This is a genomic window from Methanolobus profundi (assembly GCF_900114835.1).
Lineage (GTDB): Archaea > Halobacteriota > Methanosarcinia > Methanosarcinales > Methanosarcinaceae > Methanolobus > Methanolobus profundi.
In genome coordinates, this window is record NZ_FOUJ01000005.1 from 56,576 (window position 1) to 78,507 (window position 21,932).

General features: G+C 44.5%; 23 protein-coding genes and 1 tRNA gene. 13 read left to right on the plus strand and 11 right to left on the minus strand.

Annotation, left to right across the window (positions count from 1 at the left end):
* Positions 1–41: 41 nt before the first annotated feature.
* Genes pyrI through BM008_RS11420 form a run of 3 tightly spaced genes read right to left on the minus strand, consistent with a single transcriptional unit; the run spans position 42 to position 1,941 of the window.
* Entirely contained in the window at positions 42–512 is a 471-nt protein-coding gene (gene pyrI, locus BM008_RS11410) for an aspartate carbamoyltransferase regulatory subunit (RefSeq protein ID WP_091937108.1), read from the minus strand.
* Positions 509–1,435 (minus strand): aspartate carbamoyltransferase, encoded by a 927-nt coding sequence (gene pyrB, locus BM008_RS11415; RefSeq protein WP_091937109.1) that lies wholly within the window; start codon positions 1,433–1,435, stop codon positions 509–511. The genes pyrI and pyrB overlap by 4 nt, the downstream gene beginning before the upstream one ends.
* 59 nt (positions 1,436–1,494) lie before the next feature.
* On the minus strand, positions 1,495–1,941 hold the full coding sequence (locus tag BM008_RS11420; protein WP_091937111.1) for a DUF5788 family protein: 447 nt from the start codon (positions 1,939–1,941) through the stop codon (positions 1,495–1,497).
* A gap of 97 nt (positions 1,942–2,038) precedes the next feature.
* Between BM008_RS11420 and hxlA the strand changes: the two genes are divergently transcribed.
* From hxlA to BM008_RS15240, 4 genes are all read left to right on the plus strand, one after another.
* Positions 2,039–3,307: a 3-hexulose-6-phosphate synthase gene (gene hxlA, locus BM008_RS11425; protein WP_342707579.1), complete on the plus strand. Its 1,269-nt coding sequence runs from the start codon at positions 2,039–2,041 to the stop codon at positions 3,305–3,307.
* Position 3,308: 1 nt separating this feature from the next.
* Positions 3,309–4,067 (plus strand): A24 family peptidase C-terminal domain-containing protein, encoded by a 759-nt coding sequence (locus BM008_RS11430; RefSeq protein ID WP_091937115.1) that lies wholly within the window; start codon positions 3,309–3,311, stop codon positions 4,065–4,067.
* Between the two features lie 204 nt (positions 4,068–4,271).
* Positions 4,272–4,811, plus strand: coding sequence for a hypothetical protein (locus BM008_RS11435; protein ID WP_143072345.1), 540 nt, complete (start codon positions 4,272–4,274; stop codon positions 4,809–4,811).
* Between the two features lie 88 nt (positions 4,812–4,899).
* Positions 4,900–5,025: a hypothetical protein gene (locus tag BM008_RS15240; RefSeq protein WP_281246278.1), complete on the plus strand. Its 126-nt coding sequence runs from the start codon at positions 4,900–4,902 to the stop codon at positions 5,023–5,025.
* 25 nt (positions 5,026–5,050) lie between these two features.
* Here the strand turns inward: BM008_RS15240 and recQ are convergent, their stop codons facing one another.
* The gene (gene recQ, locus BM008_RS11440) at positions 5,051–7,129 is read right to left on the minus strand and encodes a DNA helicase RecQ (RefSeq protein ID WP_091937425.1); all 2,079 of its coding nucleotides are present in this window, start codon (positions 7,127–7,129) and stop codon (positions 5,051–5,053) included.
* Between the two features lie 246 nt (positions 7,130–7,375).
* On the opposite strand from recQ, the gene guaA reads away from it, so the two are divergent.
* On the plus strand, positions 7,376–8,290 hold the full coding sequence (gene guaA / locus BM008_RS11445) for a glutamine-hydrolyzing GMP synthase (protein WP_091937119.1): 915 nt from the start codon (positions 7,376–7,378) through the stop codon (positions 8,288–8,290).
* Positions 8,291–8,317: 27 nt separating this feature from the next.
* A complete protein-coding gene (locus BM008_RS11450) occupies positions 8,318–9,358 on the plus strand; it encodes an archaeosine biosynthesis radical SAM protein RaSEA (RefSeq protein WP_091937121.1) in 1,041 nt (346 codons plus the stop codon).
* A gap of 44 nt (positions 9,359–9,402) precedes the next feature.
* Here the strand turns inward: BM008_RS11450 and argB are convergent, their stop codons facing one another.
* Both argB and BM008_RS11460 read right to left on the minus strand, forming a co-directional pair.
* Positions 9,403–10,296, minus strand: coding sequence for an acetylglutamate kinase (gene argB / locus BM008_RS11455; RefSeq protein ID WP_091937123.1), 894 nt, complete (start codon positions 10,294–10,296; stop codon positions 9,403–9,405).
* A 169-nt stretch (positions 10,297–10,465) separates the two neighbouring features.
* Positions 10,466–10,756, minus strand: coding sequence for a non-histone chromosomal MC1 family protein (locus BM008_RS11460; protein ID WP_091937125.1), 291 nt, complete (start codon positions 10,754–10,756; stop codon positions 10,466–10,468).
* A 430-nt stretch (positions 10,757–11,186) separates the two neighbouring features.
* Here BM008_RS11460 and mptA point away from each other — a divergent pair, with 430 nt between their 5' ends.
* On the plus strand, positions 11,187–12,143 hold the full coding sequence (gene mptA, locus BM008_RS11465; protein ID WP_091937127.1) for a GTP cyclohydrolase MptA: 957 nt from the start codon (positions 11,187–11,189) through the stop codon (positions 12,141–12,143).
* A gap of 57 nt (positions 12,144–12,200) precedes the next feature.
* Entirely contained in the window at positions 12,201–12,518 is a 318-nt protein-coding gene (locus BM008_RS11470) for a DUF2098 domain-containing protein (RefSeq protein ID WP_091937129.1), read from the plus strand.
* 54 nt (positions 12,519–12,572) lie between these two features.
* Here the strand turns inward: BM008_RS11470 and BM008_RS11475 are convergent, their stop codons facing one another.
* The gene (locus BM008_RS11475; protein ID WP_091937131.1) at positions 12,573–13,514 is read right to left on the minus strand and encodes a nucleotidyltransferase domain-containing protein; all 942 of its coding nucleotides are present in this window, start codon (positions 13,512–13,514) and stop codon (positions 12,573–12,575) included.
* A gap of 199 nt (positions 13,515–13,713) precedes the next feature.
* On the opposite strand from BM008_RS11475, the gene BM008_RS11480 reads away from it, so the two are divergent.
* The gene (locus BM008_RS11480) at positions 13,714–14,904 is read left to right on the plus strand and encodes a M20 metallopeptidase family protein (RefSeq protein WP_091937132.1); all 1,191 of its coding nucleotides are present in this window, start codon (positions 13,714–13,716) and stop codon (positions 14,902–14,904) included.
* Positions 14,901–15,338, plus strand: coding sequence for a GNAT family N-acetyltransferase (locus BM008_RS11485; protein WP_091937134.1), 438 nt, complete (start codon positions 14,901–14,903; stop codon positions 15,336–15,338). Before BM008_RS11480 ends, BM008_RS11485 begins: the two co-directional genes overlap by 4 nt.
* A gap of 18 nt (positions 15,339–15,356) precedes the next feature.
* Here the strand turns inward: BM008_RS11485 and BM008_RS11490 are convergent, their stop codons facing one another.
* The 4 genes from BM008_RS11490 to hdrC all read right to left on the minus strand — a co-directional run bounded on the left by BM008_RS11490 (position 15,357) and on the right by hdrC (position 17,465).
* Positions 15,357–15,809 carry an N-acetyltransferase gene (locus tag BM008_RS11490; protein WP_342707577.1) on the minus strand — a complete coding sequence of 151 codons (453 nt, stop codon included), beginning with the start codon at positions 15,807–15,809 and terminating at the stop codon, positions 15,357–15,359.
* A 36-nt stretch (positions 15,810–15,845) separates the two neighbouring features.
* Positions 15,846–15,920: transfer RNA gene (locus BM008_RS11495), tRNA-Arg, on the minus strand.
* A 136-nt stretch (positions 15,921–16,056) separates the two neighbouring features.
* Positions 16,057–16,947 carry a CoB--CoM heterodisulfide reductase subunit B gene (hdrB, locus tag BM008_RS11500; RefSeq protein ID WP_091937136.1) on the minus strand — a complete coding sequence of 297 codons (891 nt, stop codon included), beginning with the start codon at positions 16,945–16,947 and terminating at the stop codon, positions 16,057–16,059.
* Positions 16,944–17,465, minus strand: a complete 522-nt coding sequence (gene hdrC / locus BM008_RS11505; protein WP_245748022.1) for a CoB--CoM heterodisulfide reductase subunit C — start codon at positions 17,463–17,465, stop codon at positions 16,944–16,946. Before hdrC ends, hdrB begins: the two co-directional genes overlap by 4 nt.
* A gap of 359 nt (positions 17,466–17,824) precedes the next feature.
* Between hdrC and glnA the strand changes: the two genes are divergently transcribed.
* From glnA to BM008_RS11520, 3 genes are all read left to right on the plus strand, one after another.
* A complete protein-coding gene (gene glnA / locus BM008_RS11510; protein ID WP_091937138.1) occupies positions 17,825–19,165 on the plus strand; it encodes a type I glutamate--ammonia ligase in 1,341 nt (446 codons plus the stop codon).
* A gap of 208 nt (positions 19,166–19,373) precedes the next feature.
* Positions 19,374–20,426 carry a class II glutamine amidotransferase gene (locus BM008_RS11515; protein ID WP_091937140.1) on the plus strand — a complete coding sequence of 351 codons (1,053 nt, stop codon included), beginning with the start codon at positions 19,374–19,376 and terminating at the stop codon, positions 20,424–20,426.
* Positions 20,423–21,931, plus strand: coding sequence for a glutamate synthase-related protein (locus BM008_RS11520; RefSeq protein WP_091937142.1), 1,509 nt, complete (start codon positions 20,423–20,425; stop codon positions 21,929–21,931). The genes BM008_RS11515 and BM008_RS11520 overlap by 4 nt, the downstream gene beginning before the upstream one ends.
* Position 21,932 lies beyond the last annotated feature (1 nt).

Here is a 21,932-nt window from a genome sequence, read left to right on the forward strand (position 1 = left end):
CCACCTCCAAAAACGTTTCTTCCTTTTTATTTTTTTGATGCTTAGAGCAATTGCTCTGCAATATTCTCTGAGATCACTCTTCCACAGTAGGAACATCTTAGTTTAAGACCGGTATCTTCAGTGGTCACTTTGAATTTGGATGTTATAGGTTCGTTGCTGTTAGATATGCAATTTGGATTGATACATCCGACAACACCTTCAACAAAAGAGGGGATCTGTACCTTATTCTTTCTGGTAACGTTGAAATTACGTATGATGTTGATCGTGGCATTTGGCGCGATAAGCGCGATCCTGTCAACCTCTTCACCCTTAAGTTCACGGTTCTCGATCTTGACAACATCTTTTTTCCCATATTTTCCATAGGAATTTATCAGTACGCTCACAACTCCATGTGAGGAATCCGGCAATCCCAGTATCTTCAGGACATTCAGTGCCTTGCCTGCTGTTATGTGGTCTATAACTGTACCGTTCTCTATCCTGCGGACCCTGAGCTCTGTCTCTATATCGCTCATTCGATCGCCCCCAGTACAAGTCCAAGAAGTGCCATTCTGACCGGTACTCCGTAGAATGCCTGTTTGAAGTAGCATGCATGCGGAGTATCATCTATCCTGGTATCTATCTCGTTCACCCTTGGAAGTGGATGCATTATCTTCAACTCCTGTTTTGCATTCTTTAGTGTTTCCGGTGTGATCTTCAATTTGTTAGCAACCTTGTGGTATTCAGCAGGGTCCGGGAATCTTTCCTTCTGTATGCGGGTCATATAGAGAACATCCACATCAGATATGGCCTCTTCAATTGAATCGCACTCTGTTATCTTCGCTCCTTTTGCTGTAATATCATTAATTATCTCTTCAGGCATGCGAAGTTCCTTAGGTGAGATCAGGGTGATCTGTGCTCCGTAGAGTGATAATGCATAACATAGTGAGTGGACGGTCCTTCCATATTTCAGATCACCTGCCAGGGCGATCTTCAGTCCTTCAAGGTGGCTCTCACGTTTGATCGTGTAGAGATCAAGGAGCGTTTGTGTGGGATGCTGGCCTGCACCATCTCCTGCATTTAGTATTGGTACGCTGGAGAACTCTGACGCAAGCAGGGCTGCACCTTCTTTAGGGTGACGTAGCACAATAGCATCTACATATCCATCAACGACTCGAATGGTATCTGCCAGTGTCTCTCCCTTTGCTATAGAACTGGCATCGATCGATCCCAGGTTCAGTACATCTCCGCCAAGTCTCAACATCGCTGTCTCAAAGGACATCCTTGTTCTTGTGCTTGGTTCAAAAAAGAGTATAGCAAGGATCTTCCCGGAAAGCAGGTCAGACCTCTGTTCCCCGCGTGCTATAGGTTCCATCTTTTCAGCAGCATTGAGGATGTGGTCGATCATTTCCCTGGAAAAGTCCTTTTTTGAAATGATGTGATTATCCTTGAATTTCATCGACTACTAAAGGCATTGCATGGAATATAATATTTCCCTGATACTGGACCATATTTGTCTCAACATCCATTTTTCTTGATGGTTTCGGAAAGCTCATCCCATTTTTCTGTGTCAACATCTTTGCATATGTGGCGGTCCTTGAAAATAGCTTTTCTTTTAGATGGGGTTGTGAGTTCCTTAAGGTCCATCATTGCCCTTCTGACACCTGCTGCTTTATCAAAGAGGACCTTTGCCTGCTCACAGCTCAAAGGCTCTGTCTCAAGTCGTTCCTCATACTCCTTTTCTTTCTCGCAGAGCATTTCCAGGAACAGGTCTATATCGTCAATATCTTTTTCATCAAGTTTGGGTCTGTTGACTATCTCCCATACTATCTCATGAAGGTCGACATCATTTCCTTCTATCCTCACTTTTCGGGGTATAGCTTCTCCGACCCAGAACAGACTTTTATGCAGTCTGTTGAGCAATCTTTGTCTTTCCTGCTCAGATATCTCGTTATTCTCTTCCATTTGACCCACAGTTATGACTTTCTCGTGATTAAATTTATAGGTTTTCAAGTATTTTAGTAGTGTAAGTACATGCAAAGGTGATCGTATAAGACCAATCATTCAGGTAGCTCTTGATCTTGTAGAAACGGACAGGGCGATACAGATAGCAAAGGAATCCATCGAAGGTGGTGCCGACTGGCTTGAGGCCGGAACCCCTCTGATAAAAAGTGAGGGGATGAACGTCATAAGAAAGCTCAGGGAAAGCTTTCCTGACAGGACCATAGTCGCAGATATGAAGATAGCAGACACTGGTGCCATGGAAGTTGAAATGGGTGCTAAGGCCGGTGCCGATATCATTGTAATACTTGCCAGTGCAGATGATTCTACAATTCAGGAGGCAGTCCGTGCCGCAAAGAAATATGGTGTGAGAATAATGGCAGACCTGATATCTGCCAATGAACCTGTTTCCCGTAGTGCGGAACTGGAATCCCTTGGTGTCGATTACATCAATGTTCATGCAGGGATCGATCAGCAGATGACAGGTCAGGACTCACTTGCATTGATGAAGCAGATCGTCAATAAAGTGAATATTCCGGTTGCCATAGCAGGTGGTCTGGATTCAGGCTCATGTTCGGATGCCGTATCTGCGGGTGCTGACATTGTGATAGTTGGCGGTAACATAGTCCGTTCATCAGATGTGACAGCATCAGCAAAGGTGATAAGGGAAAGTGTGGATTCCCCCTCCAGTGCACCTGTAGTGAAAAGGTCCATTGATGCGGAGATCCGCAGCATACTCGAAGGCATATCGACTGCGAACATATCCGATGCTATGCATCGTAAAGGAGCTATGCAGGATATCTCTTCAATGCTTCCGGGAAAGAGGATGATAGGTACTGCGGTAACTGTCCAGACATTCAAAGGTGACTGGGCAAAGGCCGTGGAGGCAATAGATGAGGCAAAAGAAGGCGATGTCATTGTCATTTATAATGGCAGCAGACATGTGGCTCCATGGGGTGGACTTGCAACACTGAGCGCTTTGAACAAAGGTGTGGCAGGTGTCGTTATAGACGGTGCTGTCAGGGATATCGATGATATCAGAACTATGGATCTGCCTGTTTTTGCAACATGTTATGTACCTAATGCAGGTGAACCAAAAGGGTTTGGCGAAATAAACTCTGAGATAATATGTGGTAACCAGACCGTAAGACCTGGTGATTACATTGTGGGAGATGACAATGGTGTTGTTGTAATACCAAAAGAAAGGGCCTATGAGATCGCACGACGCTCAAAGGAGGTCGAAAAGACCGAACTACGCCTTTTCGAGGAGATCCGCAGGGGTTCGACCCTGTCAGAGGTCATGCAACTTAAAAAATGGGAGAAACACTGATATGATCGAAATACTAAAAGTTCTGGCATGCATGCCATTTTTGCTCTATGCATGTTACGCAGACATCAAGACACGCCGCGTTGCCAATGAAGTATGGGTATTGATGTTCGGTGTTGGTTTTATCTTCATTATGCACGACCTCGTGACCTATGGTGTACCGTATCTCATACGTAATGTACTTACTTTCCTGTTCATTTTCGCTTTCGTATATGTGCTCTTTCAGCTCGGAGCCTTCGGTGGTGCCGATGCCAAGGTCCTCATGGTCATATCGCTTATAATTCCGACATTCCCTGTGATCTCTGTAGGTTCAACATTATTTCCGTTGAACGGGGTGCCTTTCATTGATATCTTTGCATTCAGCGTGTTCGGAAACTCTGTGATCCTCACAGTGATAGTTCCTCTGGGGCTCTTCTTTTACAATCTGATAAAGAATCCCTCTGAATCCCTGAAACGGCCATACTATATGTTCATCGGCTACATTACTCCGATATCAAAATTAGAAAAAGGGCATTTCCGTATGATCGATTCCTATAGCAGGACAAAAACTGGTGTCGAGTTCAGGTTCAGAAGGTCAGGAACAGAGCTTACATCCGATGTGATCTCAGAACTAAAGACATTCCAGAAAGAGGGTAAAGTGAAAGATGGGGTATGGCTAACTCCTGGTCTTCCTTTCATGATACCTATTACTGCGGGTTTTCTTACAGCAGTGATATTCGGGGACCTTATATTCTACATAACGATGCAATTCATGTTGATGTGAATTGCTTATTTCTTTTTTGTTTCTTTCAAGATATTATTTAATTTGTCAAGACAATTCATTTCGGTTATATGTATGCTTTTTGAAAATATCAGTTGGAGAACATGGCCATAATTTAATTATCAAATGCAGTTATTTTATTAGACTGTTGATGTGGATGTATATCCTTTTAGAACTTGGCGGAGCAAGGCCAAATAGGAGTTATTTATGCAAAAATCAAAGATCATATTGATCTTACTATTGTTGAGCTTAATTTTTATTTCATTCATCTCTTCTGGCTATGTCTATACAAATGATCCGGTTCCGGATACTGAGTTAAAACGTGTTACTACAGTTATGTCCGGATATGTGTATATTCCTTATGCATCGCAGGTAATTACACAGCCACCAGTTCGTTCCAAACCTGTCTCAGAGGAACCTGCCGCCATTGATCTCTCCGGGACAATTGATGAGAATAATTACATTGTTCTTGAAGGTACAATTTTCCTTGCTGAGCAAAAAGAGATTGTAAAACTATCTGGTGAAGCAACTTATGGTATTGTTTGGTGGTCTATGGATGATAGAGAAGTGTATGCAACAAAGGTTGATCTGGTGGATGACAATAGAAACTTGATCTTGGAAGGTTCATTCCTTGAAGATGGGCGTAGCAAGCTTTTTGGAACAACTATTATCGATGGGGAAGAATGCATAATTATGCTCAGTGGTAATTCTACTGGTATGACTTCCCTGTATTCAGGAGCTATCTGACAGTTTGCTCTGATATTTCATACAGAGTCAAATCCCTTCATTAGATTTTAATATCTCTAATTATAAACTATTAATTGGAGATGGGTCAATGGTAGAAAAGAAACCAGATAGCAAAAAGCATGATGACGACGACAAAGAAGCAAAGGTAAACCCTATTCATGCCGGGGACCAGAGGGTCCGCCCTAAGAGGCACCTGCTGGATACCTGTGAATAATTGTCTTTTGGACAGCGGTCATTTATCATTTATTTTTGATAAGTGACTTATATACTTCTTTTATTTCATCATCAGTATATGTTCCACCTAGTTTATCTTTTATACTTCTGATGAGGTCATCTTCGAGTTCATCCAGTGCTCTCAGTACTATCTCTTTCTTAAGGGCTGGTTTTGAGCCAATGGCTCCTGAATTTTTTGCAACGCTTTTCTTTTTAGCAGGAGCTTTTTTGGGTGCAGCTTGTTCACGGCTTGCAGGCTGTGGTTCCAGTGTCTCCAAATACTCTGCTATCTCTTTGAGGAACCTGTCCCCGTATTTTTTGAGCTTATACTCTCCGACACCTGTTATCTTCAGAAGCTCTTCCCTTGTCTTTGGTCTTCGGGCAGCCATCTGGCGAAGACTGGTATCAGCGAATACTATGTATGGTGGCACATCCTGCATCTGGGCAAGGTTCACACGTAGTTCCTTCAATTTGTCGAACAGGGCTCTGTCAGGGTCATCGCTGATCTTCCTGTGAACGACCGAAGGTGATTCGAAAGACTCTTCTTTGAAAGAGGATGTTGTAACCGGTTCATAGTCTTCCTGACATTCTTCATCGATCGATCTTGTGAAGGTCACCATCCTTTTACCATCTAGAACCTCGTCGCTCTTCCTGTTCAGTTTAAGCAAAGGATAACGGGCACCTTCAACTTTGATAACGTCCTGTCGGACCATTTCCCTTGCCATCTCCAGCCAGGCATCTTTAGTGTGCATGTCTCCCTGGCCGTAGTTTCTGAGAAGATGGTGCTTCTTATCGGTGATCTTCTTGGCTCTGCTGCCTGTGAGCACATCGATGACATGGTTCATTCCAAATCTCTGGTCAAGTTCCCTTATGCAATTTATCATCACCCTGGCCTCAGGTGTTCCATCCACTTCCATGCGTGGCTGGAGGCATACATCGCATTTCCCACAATTATCTTCTAAAACCTCTTCTCCGAAATATCCAAGAAGGACCTTGCGGCGGCAGGTGTTGCTCTCACAGTAATCCACCATGTCATTGAGCTGTTTCAGGGCGATGTCCCTTTCTTCCTTCTTGCCTTTCTGTTTGATGAAATACTCTATCTTATATTTGTCACCACGGCTGAAGAAAAGTACGCATTCACATTCCAGTCCGTCCCTTCCTCCTCTTCCAGTCTCCTGGTAGTATCCTTCGAGGTTCTTAGGTAGGTCATAATGAACAACAAAACGGACATTGGGTTTGTCTATTCCCATTCCAAACGCTATGGTTGCAACGATGATGTCCGTCCTGTCCTTGATGAACATTTCCTGGTTCTTTGCTCTTTGCTGGTCGGTGAGCCCTGCATGGTAAGGTAATGCATTGAACCCGTCCTTCCTGAGCTTAGTGGCAAGGCTGTCCACTGTCCTGCGGCTCTGGCAGTAGATTATGCCGCTCTCACCTTTCTTCTTTCTCAGGTATTTCAGCATAGTATGATAGGTGTCCTTCTTTGCCCTGATGCGATAGAACAGATTCTTACGGTTGAAACTTGCAACATATGTTGTGCAATCCTTGATCCCAAGCTGCTGAATTGTATCTTCCCTTACTTTCGGTGTGGCAGTTGCCGTAAGTGCAATAATGGGTACTTTCGGGAACTTTTTCTTCAACATGTTGAGCTTGCGATACTCCGGCCTGAAATCATGCCCCCATTCTGATATACAGTGGCTTTCATCGATCGCGAAAAGACATACATTAAGACCTTTCAGAAGAGTGATCGTACTGGACATTACCAACCTTTCAGGAGCAACATAGAGGAGTTTTATCTCGCCTCTTTTCAACTCATCATATATCCGCTTTGATTCGGCAGGTTTCAGAGTACTGTTCAGGTATGCGGCATCAACACCGTTCTCCCGCAGGCTGTCCACCTGGTCCTTCATGAGGGATATAAGGGGTGATACAACGATCGTGATGCCATCCTTAAGAAGGGCAGGGAGTTGGTAACAAAGAGATTTACCGCCACCAGTGGGCATCAGCACAAACGTATCCCGGTCGTTTAGCACGTCATTTATTATGTCCTCTTGGAGGGGACGAAATTCAGAATAACCAAAGTACTTCCGGAGCGTGTCGTGCATCTTTAGACCATACTTGTTTTTCATGCATATATCTTGCCGGAGTATTTAATTGTCATGTATGCAGGGTGAAAGTATTCGTAACCATGTCTTTCCTGCTTTCTGTTCTGTATTTGATGCTATTGTGTCCATATATCCTTATTATATTTCTCCGGCAAGGCTCTTATGTCCGGGCGAGCATTAATATGTACGAAATACTATCTCAGGGTAAAATCCCTAATAATAATCTCATATTTGGAGTTCTCATTCATGGTAAAAGTAGACAAATTCATTCCTAAGGCAATAGATAAGATAAAAGAGCAGATAGATGGTCCTGCTATCATCGCACTTTCAGGAGGTGTGGACAGTTCAGTATGTGCTATCCTCGCGCACCGTGCAATTGGTGACAAACTGACGCCTATATACATCGACACAGGTCTCATGCGTAAGGGCGAGACCGAGAGGATAAAGGAGATCTTCTCCGACATGAACCTCGAAGTAGTGGATGCAAAGGACCGTTTCCTTTCAGCACTCGCAGGTATCGATGATCCTGAAGAGAAGCGTAAGGCTGTCGGCGAGGCTTTCATACGTGTTTTTGAGGAAGAGGCAAAGCTTCTGAAAGCAGAGTACCTTATCCAGGGAACCATCTATCCTGACAGGATCGAATCCGAAGGTGGCATCAAGTCACACCACAACGTAGGTGGTCTTCCTTCTGTAATGGATTTCAAGTCAATAGTAGAGCCAATAGAGGACCTGTACAAGGACGAGGTCCGTGAGGTTGCCCGTGCACTCGAGCTCCCACACGAGATATCAGAGAGGATGCCTTTCCCGGGTCCTGGACTTTCAGTTAGGATCGTAGGCGAGGTAACTGAGGAACTTGTGGATGCCGTAAGGGAAGCTAATGCTATCGTTGAGGAAGAGCTTGTAGAGCAGTTCAAACCATGGCAGACATTTGCTGCGATCGTCGGTAAAGGAACCGGTGTCAAAGGCGATGTCAGGGTACATGGCTGGATCGTTGCTGTAAGGGCAGTAGGTTCAAGGGATGGTATGACCGCAGAGGCAATGGAACTTCCATGGAGTGTTCTCAGGAAGATCGAGTCAAGGATCACAGCAGAGATCCCATCTGTTGCAAGGGTCCTGTATGATGTCACACCTAAGCCACCTGCAACGATAGAGTTCGAATGATCTTTAATTAAATTCAGAGCAAGGCAGATGTCACTTAACAAAGCAGTTCTTGATATTCGTGAACGCCAAAGGATAAAACCCTCTCCTACCGACCGGCCTGCGGCAGCATGGACCGGTAAGGACCTTCTGGGTACTGAAGAGATAGACACCATAACCATCATCTTCAAAACATCCGGATGCTGGTGGGGTAAGGCAGGCGGCTGTACCATGTGCGGCTATGTCTATGACAGTGCTCAGACCGAACCATCTGATGATGACCTGATGGCTCAGCTTACAAATGCAATGCGCAAAGCATCCGGGTTCGAGAAGTTCATGGTCAAGATCTTCACCTCAGGTAGTTTCCTTGATATAAGGGAGATCCCTCTTGAAGTTAGGCACAGGATACTTTCAGAGCTTGATGCTGATGAGCGTATCGTTAAGGTACTTGCTGAGACCCGCCCTGAGTTCGTGACAGAGGAAAATGTCAGGGATTGTGTGAATGTCCTTCAGAACACTGCTTTTGAAGTTGCAATGGGTCTTGAGACAAGTTCTGATGAGATCCGCAAGCGTTCCATCAATAAAGGGTTCACATTCAAGCACTTCACAGATGCCGCAACTGCGGCAAGGAACAATGGCGCAACAGTAAAATCATATCTGATGCTGAAGCCGCTATTTTTGTCAGAGAAGGAAGCACTGGAAGATATTGTGAAGACCGTGCGCGATGCAGCACCGTATACAGATACGTTCTCTATCAACCTGTGTAATGTCCAGCGCGGTACTTACGTAGAGTATCTGTGGGACAGAAAACAATATCGTCCGCCATGGCTCTGGAGCATAGTGGATATATTGCAAAGGACAAAGAAGGAGTTCCCGGACATGATCATCACGTCCGATCCGGTTGGTGCTGGTTCTAAAAGAGGACCGCGTAACTGCAGAGAATGCAGCCATGCAGTGGCAGATGCCATCCGTTTGTTCTCACTTACACAGGACCTTTCATGCCTTGAACGTCTGTCATGTGACTGTAAGGATCTGTGGGAACAGGTTCTGGAACTTGATGACCTGACCTTTGGCAGTCCTATCCTTGACTAATAGAACAATTAAATTTAAGTTAATATCAATTTTGAGATGAGTTCTCACTCATCTTCTTTTTTATAGACCATTGTGCCTATTCCGGTATCTGTGAACAGTTCCAGTAATATTGAATGGGATACGCTTCCGTCTATGATATGTATCTTCTCGACACCGCTTGTGACTGATATGGAGGCACTTCTCATCTTGGGGATCATTCCGCCTGATATAAGTCCGCTGTCTACCATATCTTCTATCTCATCGATAGGTACTCTTGAGATGCGTGAGCTCCTGTCATTGATATCTCTCAGAAGTCCGGGTACATCGGTCATGAGGATGAGCTTCTTGGCCTTTAATGCTGCTGCCAGATCGCCAGCTACGGTATCTGCGTTGATGTTGAGTGCTTTCCCATTGATGTCCATGGCTATCGGGGATATCACTGGAATGTAATCTTCCCTGATCAGTATGTTGATCAGCTCAGTGTTGATTATCTCTGTATCGCCGACCCATCCAAGATCTACCTCGTGCTCAACGTTCTCTATCATGACCTTCTGAGATGGCTTTTTCTTTGCTATGATCGTCTTTCCATCCTTCCCGGAAAGCCCTACTCCTTTAGCACCATGTTTTCCGAGAAGGGCAACTATCTCTGTGTTGATGTTACCTACAAGGACCATGCGCGCGATCTCAAGTGTCTCATCGTCTGTTACACGAAGGCCACCTACGAATTGGGACTCTTTGCCCATGCGCTTCATCTTCTCTGATATTTCAGGGCCGCCACCATGGACTATGATGGGATGTATCCCTACAAATCTCAGGAGAACGACATCCTGCATGATGTCACTCATAACTTCCGGATTGACCATTGCATGGCCTCCGACCTTGATCACCATTATTGAGTCATGGAACTCTCTTATGTATGGTAAAGCCTCGATAAGCACATTCTCGCGATTCAGTGTCATGATATATACCTGCGGTTGATCTATTGTCCGGTGATCTGTTCGGTTAGATGCCCGGAGCTACTAGTTAATATGCTCAATTGATTTAAAAGTTATTTCAGGTGCAGTAAATAGTAATGATGAAAAACAGATACAAAACAAAAAGACCCATTTGATGGGTCCTTTATGAAATTCAGACTTTTTCAAGCTTTTCAATGCCAACCTTCTTTACAAAAGGCTTATTGATCTTGTCAGGCATCCAGTCAGGCTTGTTCTTAGGTGCTGCAACCTTTTCTTTCCAGCCTTTGAATACGTGTACCTTCTTGGTTCCACGCTCGCGGAGTCTTATCTCCTCTGGCTTTGATTTTGTTCCTTTACTCCTGTTTGCCACTTTGAGAGCAGCCTGTCTTGGCTGTTTCCCTGTGAATACCCCGTGTTCATTTCCTTTCTTGTCTCTTAACACAAAATTTCTTGCTTCAGACATGATGTCACCTCGTAATCATTATGCGATTACCACTGGTATTCGTATTTAGTATATAAGGTATATATATTTTTCTTTTAATGTTGTCTTTTGTTCTTGTTTTGTAGGATATATCACAATTTGTGGCCACATTTGATACTCAATATGGATGATTTATTATATTATTTGCATTTTGTCTCCTGATGTCGGAGAGCGGCATGTGGCAACATGTCAAGTTAACTTGATTTATTATATGGCACTATATATGCGGTTCTAGTGGCATATGATACTGTATTTACGCATTGTATCTCCTTATATGTATACTTTGTTTTGTTTTATCTTTGTAGTTATTTAACACAACATTTACATGTGATGACTCCCTTTCAGCATGATATAATTACTAGATGCCATTATTGAATGGTTCATCACCTTTTGAATTCTAGAGGTTATTATAATGGAAGTCCCTGTTGTTAAACTACCAGATATACAGGCAAACAAGCCGCAGATACCTATTAACCTGACACGTGTCGGTGTTACCAATGTCAAAAAACTCGTTCAGATCAAGAGGGGGGACAAGCGTCCGATCATCCTCATCTGTACTTTTGATATATTTGTAGACCTTCCTTCCCATCTGAAAGGTGCTAATCTGTCACGTAACTTCGAGGCAGTGGATGAGGTACTCGAAAAGGCTGTCAACATGCCTGTATATGAGATCGAACAACTGTGCAGCGATGTTGCCCAGAGTCTCCTGAAACGCCACGAATATGCAACTCGTGCAGAGGTTATCCTCAAAAGCGAGTATGTCGTCAAGAGGGAGTCACCTTCCACAAAGATGGAGTGCCAGGAAGTCGTTGAGATATTCGCTGAAGCGATCGCAATGCGTGAGGATGTCGAGAACATGATCGTCAAGAAGCTCATCGGTGCAGAAGTGGTGGGAATGACCGCATGCCCATGCGCACAGGAGATCATGAGGGATAACGCAAGGAAGGAACTGGAAAAGATAGGTGTGGATGACAAGCACATTGCAGAATTCCTCCACAGAGTTCCAATGGCAACTCACAACCAGCGTGGACGCGGTATAATCTCTATTGAGGTTGTTGGCAATGTCTTTGTATCTCTTGAAACTATCATTGAGATCATTGAGAAATCCATGAGTTCCAGTGTATTTGAGCTCCTCAAGCGCTCAGATGAGGCAATGGTGGTCCAGACCGCACACAATAATCCTAAGTTCGTAGAGGACTGTGTAAGGACAATGGCAAAGAATGTTGTCAAGGACTTTGAACATCTTCCTGATTCCGCAGTTGTTACCATCAAGCAGATCAATGAGGAAAGTATCCACAGGCACAATGCCTTTGCTGAAAGGATTGCAAGCCTTGGTGATCTTCGTCTTGAGATCTCACAGGATGCTTAACTATTAATCTGTTCGGATCAATATAATCATCAGAAGTGAAATAACAGGAGTTATGTCATGGATGAGCCAGTAACGATCGAAGCTCTGGGTATGGATGGCAACCCTATCGAAAAGGGGTCTGTTGTCAGGTATATAAGCACAGGCACTGTAGGCCGTGTCATCGATATCAAAGAGGATGAGGACGGTATCTGGGTACTGCTGGACAGTAACGGGCTTTTCTACAAACCTGAAACACTTGTCTCTGCTGACGAAAGTGATCTTAAGGAAGAGATGGCCCTTCGCACATCTGCAGAGGATGCGGAATCCTATATGCGCACCTATGTTACAGATGATGAAGCAGGATATGACATCGGACAGGTTACAGGCGGCGGCTAACCGCCTAGCTGCCTATATTTAACTTTTTAAAAAAAGAATAAGTTAAGTTATTACTTAGATATAGCCTTCTTTTTCAAGTAATGTGAGTGAGCGGATCCATTCTCCTTTTGGTTCTCTGGAAGTTCCCACTACGAGTCTTTTTATGTCTCCGACCTGTTCTACAACTCCCTGAGCTTCAATTATCTCTCCGGGAAGCGCCTGTCCTGCGTAGGTGTGAGTATAGGAGAGTACATGGTCTATCTCATCATGTTCTACTTTGTATACCGAAGGGCTATCAAAGGCAAGATCTGCATTTGTGACCTTTGCTTCTATTTTCATGGTCCCGATATCCTCTCCTCTGAGAGTTGGTTCCTTTATCTGTTCCCAGTCACGTACAAAGAGCAGATCGAAATATGTTCCTTCAACCATTCCACGGTTACCTTTTCTCTTCTCATGAAGGATGAACTCTTCGAATGATATCTCAGGTATACGTTTGTTGTATATCTTTTCCCACATCTTCATGTCGATATCTTCTATGGGTCCTGGCTCTGCCTTTGCTTTTGCAATGGCATCCCTTGCAATGAACCATTCTTTTCCATATACAACAAAATCGATGTCAGATCCTTCATTTTGAAGTCCCGGGAGGAGTGAACCGGTAACGCCCATCATGTCCCTTGGGATCCCTGCCTTCTCAAGTACATCTACCACGGTCTTTACTCTGCTGTCTGTGTTGTACAGTCCTTCAATGGCGCTGTTGGGCGGGAGTACTTTCTTAATCTGGTCCTCAGGCACCACGTGGACATCCTCTACCCATTCAGGGCGGTTCTGGCGCATGAAGTCAAAAGCCACATCAAAATCATATTTCTTGTAGCGTTTGCCGTTAAGTTCGCGCTCGCCATTCTCATCAGGCACGTATCTCATTGTTGACCTGATGCCATGCGGATGAAAATAATCGGAAACTGCAAAGATCCAATCATCTTTTGTAACAAGGAAATCCCTGAGTCTGGTTTTTATCATGTTTAGCCTTCCTGATGCTGATCCGGCAGTTCTCTGATGGCTTGCCGGTAATTATTTGTACAGGTAAACTGCCATTTTACATAAAAATAGTGCTGATAATGTTCTGTCCGGCACACGTGTTATTGGTATTCTGGCATTGGTATTATATTTACAATAGCATGTTCTTATTATGCTTATTAAAGGCTGCAAGGTGAAATGATTGTTATCATTTGAAAATTGGGTACGGGATATCCGGCGTGAGTTCCATCGCAACCCTGAACTGAGTTTTCATGAATATGGGACACAGGCACGTATCATTTCTATTCTGGAAGGGTTGGGGATAGAATGCAGGAAGATCGCAGATACAGGAGTTATCGCAGAGGTAAGGGGCGGAGGTCCCGGGCCATGTATTGCCATACGTTCCGATACGGATGCACTTTCGGCACACGAGTCTCTGACAAAGTTCAATGAGGATTACATTTCACAGAAACCTGGTGTTATGCATGCATGTGGTCATGACGGTCACATGGCTATCGTTCTTGGAGTTGCCCGACTTATAAAGGAAAGGCGCAGGGAGTTCTGTGGGTCGGTAAGGTTCATCTTCCAGCCTGCTGAAGAAATACCTCCGGGGGGTGCGGTCAGGGTAATAGAGGAAGGTGGTCTTGAGGGTGTGGATGCTATCATCGGTCTTCATATATTCGGGGATGTGGATGTAGGTACCATTAACATACTTGCAGGTCCTTTCATGGCCAATTCAAATCGCTTCACCGTAAATATCACTGGGAAGGGTGGTCATCATTCGACACCTGATATGTGTATCGATCCGATCCTTGTCATGTCAGAGTTCATATCTTCCCTCAACCCACTGGTATCTCAAAAGGTATCTCCTTCTGATCACGTACTGGGTTTTGGTACCATAAATGCAGCAGGTCAGTTCAACAGGTCTCCTGATGAGGTTGAGCTTGTAGGGAGTTTCAGAACATTCGATGATGGTGATATTGATGTAATAGAGGGGACAATGTCATCGATCCTCGATTCGCTGATGGATTCCTATTCTGTCGAAGGCATTGAAGGAGTTCCCTCATATGATCTTAATATAGAGCGCGGCTATCCTGTCCTTTTCAATGATCCTGTTTTCACAGGCTCTGCATCCAGATTATTGAAAAACAAGTTCGAAAAAGTGAACACACATGTTGAACCGATATTCGGTGCTGAGGATTTCGCCTATTATCTGCAGGAGGTCCCTGGTGTGTATATGGTCATAGGGACACGGAATGTTGAGAAAGGTATCGTAGAGGGAAATCATTCTTCAAGCTTCGATATAGATGAAGATATTCTTGTTATGGGAGTTGACATGCTTTATTCTATAGCTGTGGATTTCCTGAAAGGTCCGGGAGCATATCTTGAATGAGCATTGTTCCATTCTCTCCTGAATATGCATCTGCTGCAAAGTCCTTCGTACTTGACGTTCTTGCAGGTGAAGGTTTTGAGTATGATCCATTGAAGGATTCTGATCTTGATGACATTGGGAGGAGATATTCTAAAAAAGGCGGGGCTTTTTTCATGTACCTTCATGATGGCAGTGTTGTCGGGACATCTGCTGTAAAGGGCCTTGTTTCCGGTGTCTGTGAGATCAAAAGGCTTTATGTTAAAAACGAATGTCGTGGAAAAGGGATCGGCTCAGCAATGTTCGGTAAAGCTCTTGAGCATGCAAAAAAGAACTTCTCTTGTATCAGGCTCAAGACCGACCACACACTTGAAAGGGCCATTTCAATTTATCTGAATAATGGCTTCAGGATCGTAAAAGAAGAGAATGGGGTAATTTATTTTGAAAAGGTCCTTTGATGGGGATGATATGTGGTCTCATATCTTCTTCATCATGGCGACTTCATCACAATTAGGGAACTTGGGACACTTTATACATCCGCTCCATACTTTATGAGGGAGCAATTGCTTGTCAATTATCTCAAATCCCTGTTTCTCAAAGAATGGAACTGCGTAGGTCAGGGTGAATACGTTGTTGATACCAAGGTCCTTTGCTTCTTTAAGGCAGGCTTTGATGAGGTCTGTTCCAATGCCCTTCTCTCTGTACTCCGGTCTGACCGCGAAGGACATTACCTCTGCCATATCCTCCCAGCTAACCTGAAGTGCACAGCATCCGATTATCTCGCCGTCCTTCTCGCATACATAGAAACTGCGTGTGAATTCATATAGTTCGCTCAATGAACGCGGAAGCATCTTCTCGATCTTTGCATAGTGGTCTATGATACTCTTTATCCCTGGTATATCATTGACATTAGCCTTTCTTATTATCAATTATCGATCTCCGGAAATTGTTAAAAAGAGAAATAGCGAGCGTGAAGGGATTTGAACCCCCGGCTTGCAGCTTAGGAGGCTGCCGCCATATCCTGACTAGGCCACACGCTCATGTTGTGCTACTCACGTAATAACATTCAATATCTTAAAGTTATTGGTGAAAAGCTTTCTTGTCGGTAATTTCTGTTAATACCTCTGCAAAAATGCAGCTATTCTCATATTTATATTGGAAAAAGACCTTTAAGGATCAATTCTGCTGATCCAGGAGGTCTGTCAATGTTCTGTTCTTCTCAATGTCCGTATCAATTCCGAGCATCTCTGGCGGGAATCCCAGCGCAAGTCCTAGAAGCTGAGTATAATGCAGGACAGGTATGTTGAAATCCGGTCCGTTCATCTCTTTTATCTCGGTCTGGCCGGCATCCAGTTGCATGTGGCAGAATGGACATGAGTTGACTATGCAATCCACTCCTGTCTCCTCGATCCTGGAAAGCTTTGCTCTGGTCATTCCAAGGGACTTCTCCTTCATAGCAGAGCGTACTCCTCCGCCTGCTCCGCAGCATGCCATCTTGTCGGGGTAATCAACACTAGTTGCCCCAAGTGCAGTGACCAGTTCATCAAAGAAAGCGGGTCTTTCAAAGTTGCCCAGTTCTCTGTCCTTTGTTGGTTTTATGAGGTGGCAACCGTAGTGGACCGCGACCCTGATGTCCAGTTGCTTTTCAACGAACGAAGCTATCTTTTCAGGACCATGTTCCTGATAAAGGTATTCAATAATATGCCGGACATCAATGTCTCCTTTTATTTCCCTGCCTATCTTCCGGAGGTGTTTGTTAACCTCTTCTTTCGATCCCTCGTCATGCTTTATACTACGGTTGGCATCTTCAAGTGTACTGAAGCAACCGTTGCAGATAGTGAGCATGTCTCTCTCCTTTTGTTCAGACAGTACTATGTTACGGCTTGCCAGTGTAAGCCATGTGGTTCTGTCGAATGAGCGAAACACTCCCGGTGCAGGGCAGCAGGAAGCACTTTCCAGGTCTACGCAGTCGATATCAAGTTTAGCTAGGCATAATTTGGTTGCCATTTCAATGCCAGGGTATCGGTTTGGCACAACACATCCCAGAAAGAGTGATAGTCCCTTCATATATTGCCATCCTTTTCAGTTTGTTCTGTCTGTATTATTAGTTCCTCAAAACCACAGGATGCAAGCAGGTCCTTGACCTCTTTCAGTCCGTCCTTATATTTGTGTACGGTCTCCGGGAACTCCTCTAGCCCTATAGTTGTCCTTTTCTTCCTGATCTCTTCATTTATTGGGACCGCATGTCCGTGTTCTATCAACATCATGCAGATATTTCTGTGCTCAGGATGGATCCTTCCGTTCTTTACGGATATGGCACGTATGTCCAGCAGTATGTCTACTATATCTATATCTCTGGGGCACCTTTCCTGGCAATTATAACAGGTGGTGCACATCCAGAGCTCTTCATTGCTAAGGATGTCAGTGGTCTTGCCTGCTATCTTCACGAGTTTTCGTATGTTCAGGCTGGTATGCCTTCCTGAAGGGCAGCTACTACTGCAGATCCCGCATTGCATACATCTGAGTGCTTCGGCAGAAACTCTTTTCAGGTTGTCAAGGGTGGTTTCCTGGTCAGTGTACATCATATATGATCTCGTTACCTGTCATCGCTATTTTTTAATGATCCTGAATTGTCCACAATCATTCTTATGAAGTTGCGGCAACATTAGACATAAGTGTCCTTCTTCTTCATCTTTAAGCCTTTGTAATATATGTCATTTATTTATTGGTGTCAAATTATAAATTTTGAAGATGTTGGGAGGGATTATTCATAATCCTGTTTTTTCCTAATTTTATATCATTTTGGTGGCAAATGTTAATTATCTAAGCTGTTTATTCTCTTTTGGGAAGTGGGTGTGTCTATCCATCAAAATTAGAAAACTATATATAAAGCTTGATAGGTAATGGGATACCACACCCCTTAGTGAATAGAGGAGTATTCAAAATGGCAAACGCAAATCCAGTAACAAAGGAAGACGTGTTACAGGCTGTAACCGAGAACGATGTTAAATTCATAAGAATCCAATTCACCGACACCATGGGTATGATCAAAAGCTGGGCGATCCCTGCAGAAGATCTCGAGGGTGCATTTGAGAACGGTGTAATGTTCGATGGTTCATCCATCGAGGGATTCACAAGAATCGAAGAGTCCGACATGATCCTTATGCCAGACCCAACCACCTTCAGGCTACTCCCATGGAGACCAAAGGAAGGCGCTGTTGCACGTATCATTGGTGATGTATACAGACCAAATGGCCAGCCATTCGAAGGCGACCCAAGATATGTCCTTAAGCAGTCCATTGCAAAGGCAGCAGAAATGGGATACACAATGAACATCGGCCCAGAGCTTGAGTTCTTCCTTTTCGAACTTGATGAGAAAGGTCACCCAACCACAAATCTAACCGATATGGGTGGATACTTTGACTTTGCACCTCTTGACAAAGCACAGGATGTCAGAAGGGCGATCGATTTCGCTCTCGAAGAAATGGGATTCAAGATCGAAGCATCCCACCACGAGGTAGCTCCATCACAGCACGAGATCAACTTCAGATTCGGTGATGTACTTACCACCTGTGACAACATTGTAACATTCAAATATGTTGTAAAGTCCATTGCAGCACACATGGGCTACTACGCAACATTCATGCCAAAACCACTCTTTGGTGTAAATGGTTCAGGTATGCACTCCAACCAGTCCCTCATGAAGGACGGAGAGAATGCATTCTACGACCCAAGCACACCTGACCAGCTCTCAACAACTGCAAAGCAGTACATTGCAGGTCTCCTCACACACGTTCGTGAGTTCGCTGCTATTACAAACTCAATAGTCAACTCATACAAGAGGCTCGTACCTGGATATGAGGCACCTATCTATTGTACATGGTCTGCATCAAACCGCAGTTCCCTTATCAGGATCCCTGCATCAAGAGGAAAGGGTACAAGGGTAGAGCTCAGATGCCCAGACCCAGCATGTAACCCATACCTTGCATTCTCTGCAATGCTCAGTGCAGGTCTTGACGGTATTGAGAAGGGAATGGAAGCACCAGCATCAACTGATGTTAACATCTTCAAGCTTTCTGAAGAAGACAGGAAAGAAAGAGGAATTGAGTCACTCCCAGGCAACCTTAAGGAAGCTATCGACCTTATGTCTGAAAGTGAGTTCATCAAGGGTGTTGTTGGAGAACACGTCTTTGAGAACTACATTGAGGCTAAGAAGGCTCAGTGGGATGACTACAAGGCACAGGTTCACCAGTGGGAACTTGACACATACCTTAGCATACTGTAAGGGGAATTCCCCTTACTTTCACTTTATATTTCAAATTCATACATTTCAACATCATTTCAGCTAAACAGCGTTTTTTTGGCTGTTAAAACGTGAATAGAGGTTGTTCACGAGAACCCGGGCTTTTCCTGAATGAATTTTTGCATGGTTAAATTCATATTGGGTAAATACTATCTCATAGCCCCAAGACTAAATACTTATAGTGATCAACATGTGCGGAATTATAGGCGTAATCGATCGGACCATGGCCAGAATGGATGGCTCCAGCATAAAGGAAGCCCTGAGTCTGATGGATGAAAGAGGAAGTGGAGAAGGCGCAGGATACGTAGCCTATGGCATATATCCTGATTATGCAGATTGCTACGCTATCCACGTATTTTTTGATAATTTGTTAGAACCAAAGACCAGGGTTGACGAAATACTAAAACAGTGGGGAAAGATAATCCATCAGGAAGAGATCCCTACATATGAGCAACCAGGTCTCAAGAAGGAACACATATCCTGGAGATATTTCTTTAAACCATTTGCTGACCAAAAGGTGGGCACCACAAACCCTGACGATGATAACGTCAAGCAACTTGTGATGGACATAAATGGAAATGTGGAAGGTGCACTGGTATTCTCATCAGGTATCAATCTCGGTGTATTCAAGGCATCAGGATGGCCAGAGGATGTAGCGAACTTCTTCAGGATCGAGGATTACAAGGGTTACATATGGCTTGCACACAACCGTTATCCAACCAATACAGCAGGATGGTGGGGCGGAGCTCACCCATTCAATCTACTTGACTGGTCAGTTGTGCACAATGGTGAGATCACCTCATACGGAACCAACCGTCGCTATGTGGAAGGCCACGGTTATCAGTGTACAATGTTAACTGACACTGAAGTAGTAGCATATCTGTTCGACCTTCTTGGAAGAAGGCACGGTATGCCACCAGAGATGGTTGTAGAAGCACTGGCTCCACCTTTCTGGGATGTTATTGACCAGATGCCTGAGAAGGAAGAGGAGTTCATGCGCACAATGCGTTTGACATACGGCTCTGCTCTGATGAATGGTCCTTTTGCGATAGTTGTCGCAACTAAGGACGGGATCGTTGGATTCACAGACAGGATAAAGCTGCGTCCTCTCATAGTAGGAGAGAACGGACCACGTCTTTACATATCAAGTGAAGAAGCAGCCATTCGTACAATGGACCCTGATGTAGAGTCGATTTACATGCCACGGGCAGGCGAGCCTGTCATAGGGAGGGTTATAGAATGAGCCTCGGAAGTGTCCCACTCAAATACAAGATAAGTATTGACCGCGACCAGTGTATGAAGTGTATGCGCTGTGTCGACAACTGTTCCTATGGTGTTTATCGTATAGAGGATGATAAGATCCTCATCGATTCACGCAAGTGTACTGCATGCCACCGTTGTATTTCCATGTGTCCAAGGGATGCCATAAATCTTAAGGAAAGACCTGTGGATTATCGCAGTCACCCACTATGGACCGTAGAGGCACGTGAAGATGTCATTAACCAGGCACGTACAGGAAAGATCATCCTTGCGGGAATGGGCAATTCAGTTGATTATCCAATTATATTTGACAGGCTGTTACTTGATGCATGTCAGGTAACAAATCCAAGTATCGATCCTCTAAGAGAACCAATGGAGCTGAGGACATACATTGGAAAGAAGCCTTCAAAACTCGAATTTACAAAGAACAATGGTGACATTGATCTTAAGACAAAACTTAGTCCTAATCTCAAACTTGACACTCCTATCATGATAGGTCACATGAGCTATGGTGCTATCAGTCTTCCTGCACAGCTCAGTATTGCAAAGGCAGTAGCAAAGACCGGAACATTCATGGGAACTGGAGAGGGAGGAATGCACGAGGCGATCTATCCATATCAGGACCATTCAATAGTCCAGATCGCATCAGGACGTTTCGGTGTCGATATCGACTATCTGGAACGCGGTGCAGCTATTGAGATCAAGGTAGGACAGGGCGCAAAGCCAGGTATTGGCGGCCACCTTCCAGGAGAAAAAGTGTGTGCAGATGTATCCTGCACCCGTATGATCCCACTGGGCTCAGATGCTATCAGTCCTGCACCTCATCATGATATTTACAGTATTGAAGACCTTGCTCAGCTTGTGCGCAGTCTTAAGGAAGCCACAAACTGGGAGAAGCCTGTCTTTGTGAAGATCGCTGCAGTACACAATGTGGCTGCAATTGCTGCGGGTATAGCAAAATCATCTGCTGATGCTGTTGTTATTGACGGTTTCAAGGGTGGTACAGGTGCTGCACCAAAGGTATTCAGGGACAATGTAGGTATTCCGATCGAGGCAGCAATTGCTGCAGTTGACCAGAAGCTCAATGACCAGGGTATCAGGAACGAAGTATCCATTATAGCTAGTGGAGGAATACGCAACAGTGGTGACCTTGCAAAGTCCATAGCACTTGGTGCTGATGCAATTTACATAGGAACCGCTGCACTGATAGCACTTGGATGCCGTGTCTGTGGTAACTGCTACCGTGGGCTCTGTCCATGGGGTATCGCAACCCAGAGGCCTGAACTGGTAAGTCGTATCGATTCTGATGTCGGTGCTGAGAATGTTGCAAATCTTATTCATGGCTGGACGCTTGAACTGAGCGAGCTCATGGGTGCAGCAGGTCTTAACAGTATTGAGAGTCTCCGTGGCAACCGTGAACGTCTGAGAGGGTACATGCTTGACCAGGGATTACTTGATGTACTTCAAATTGAATCAATGGGGGCCTGAA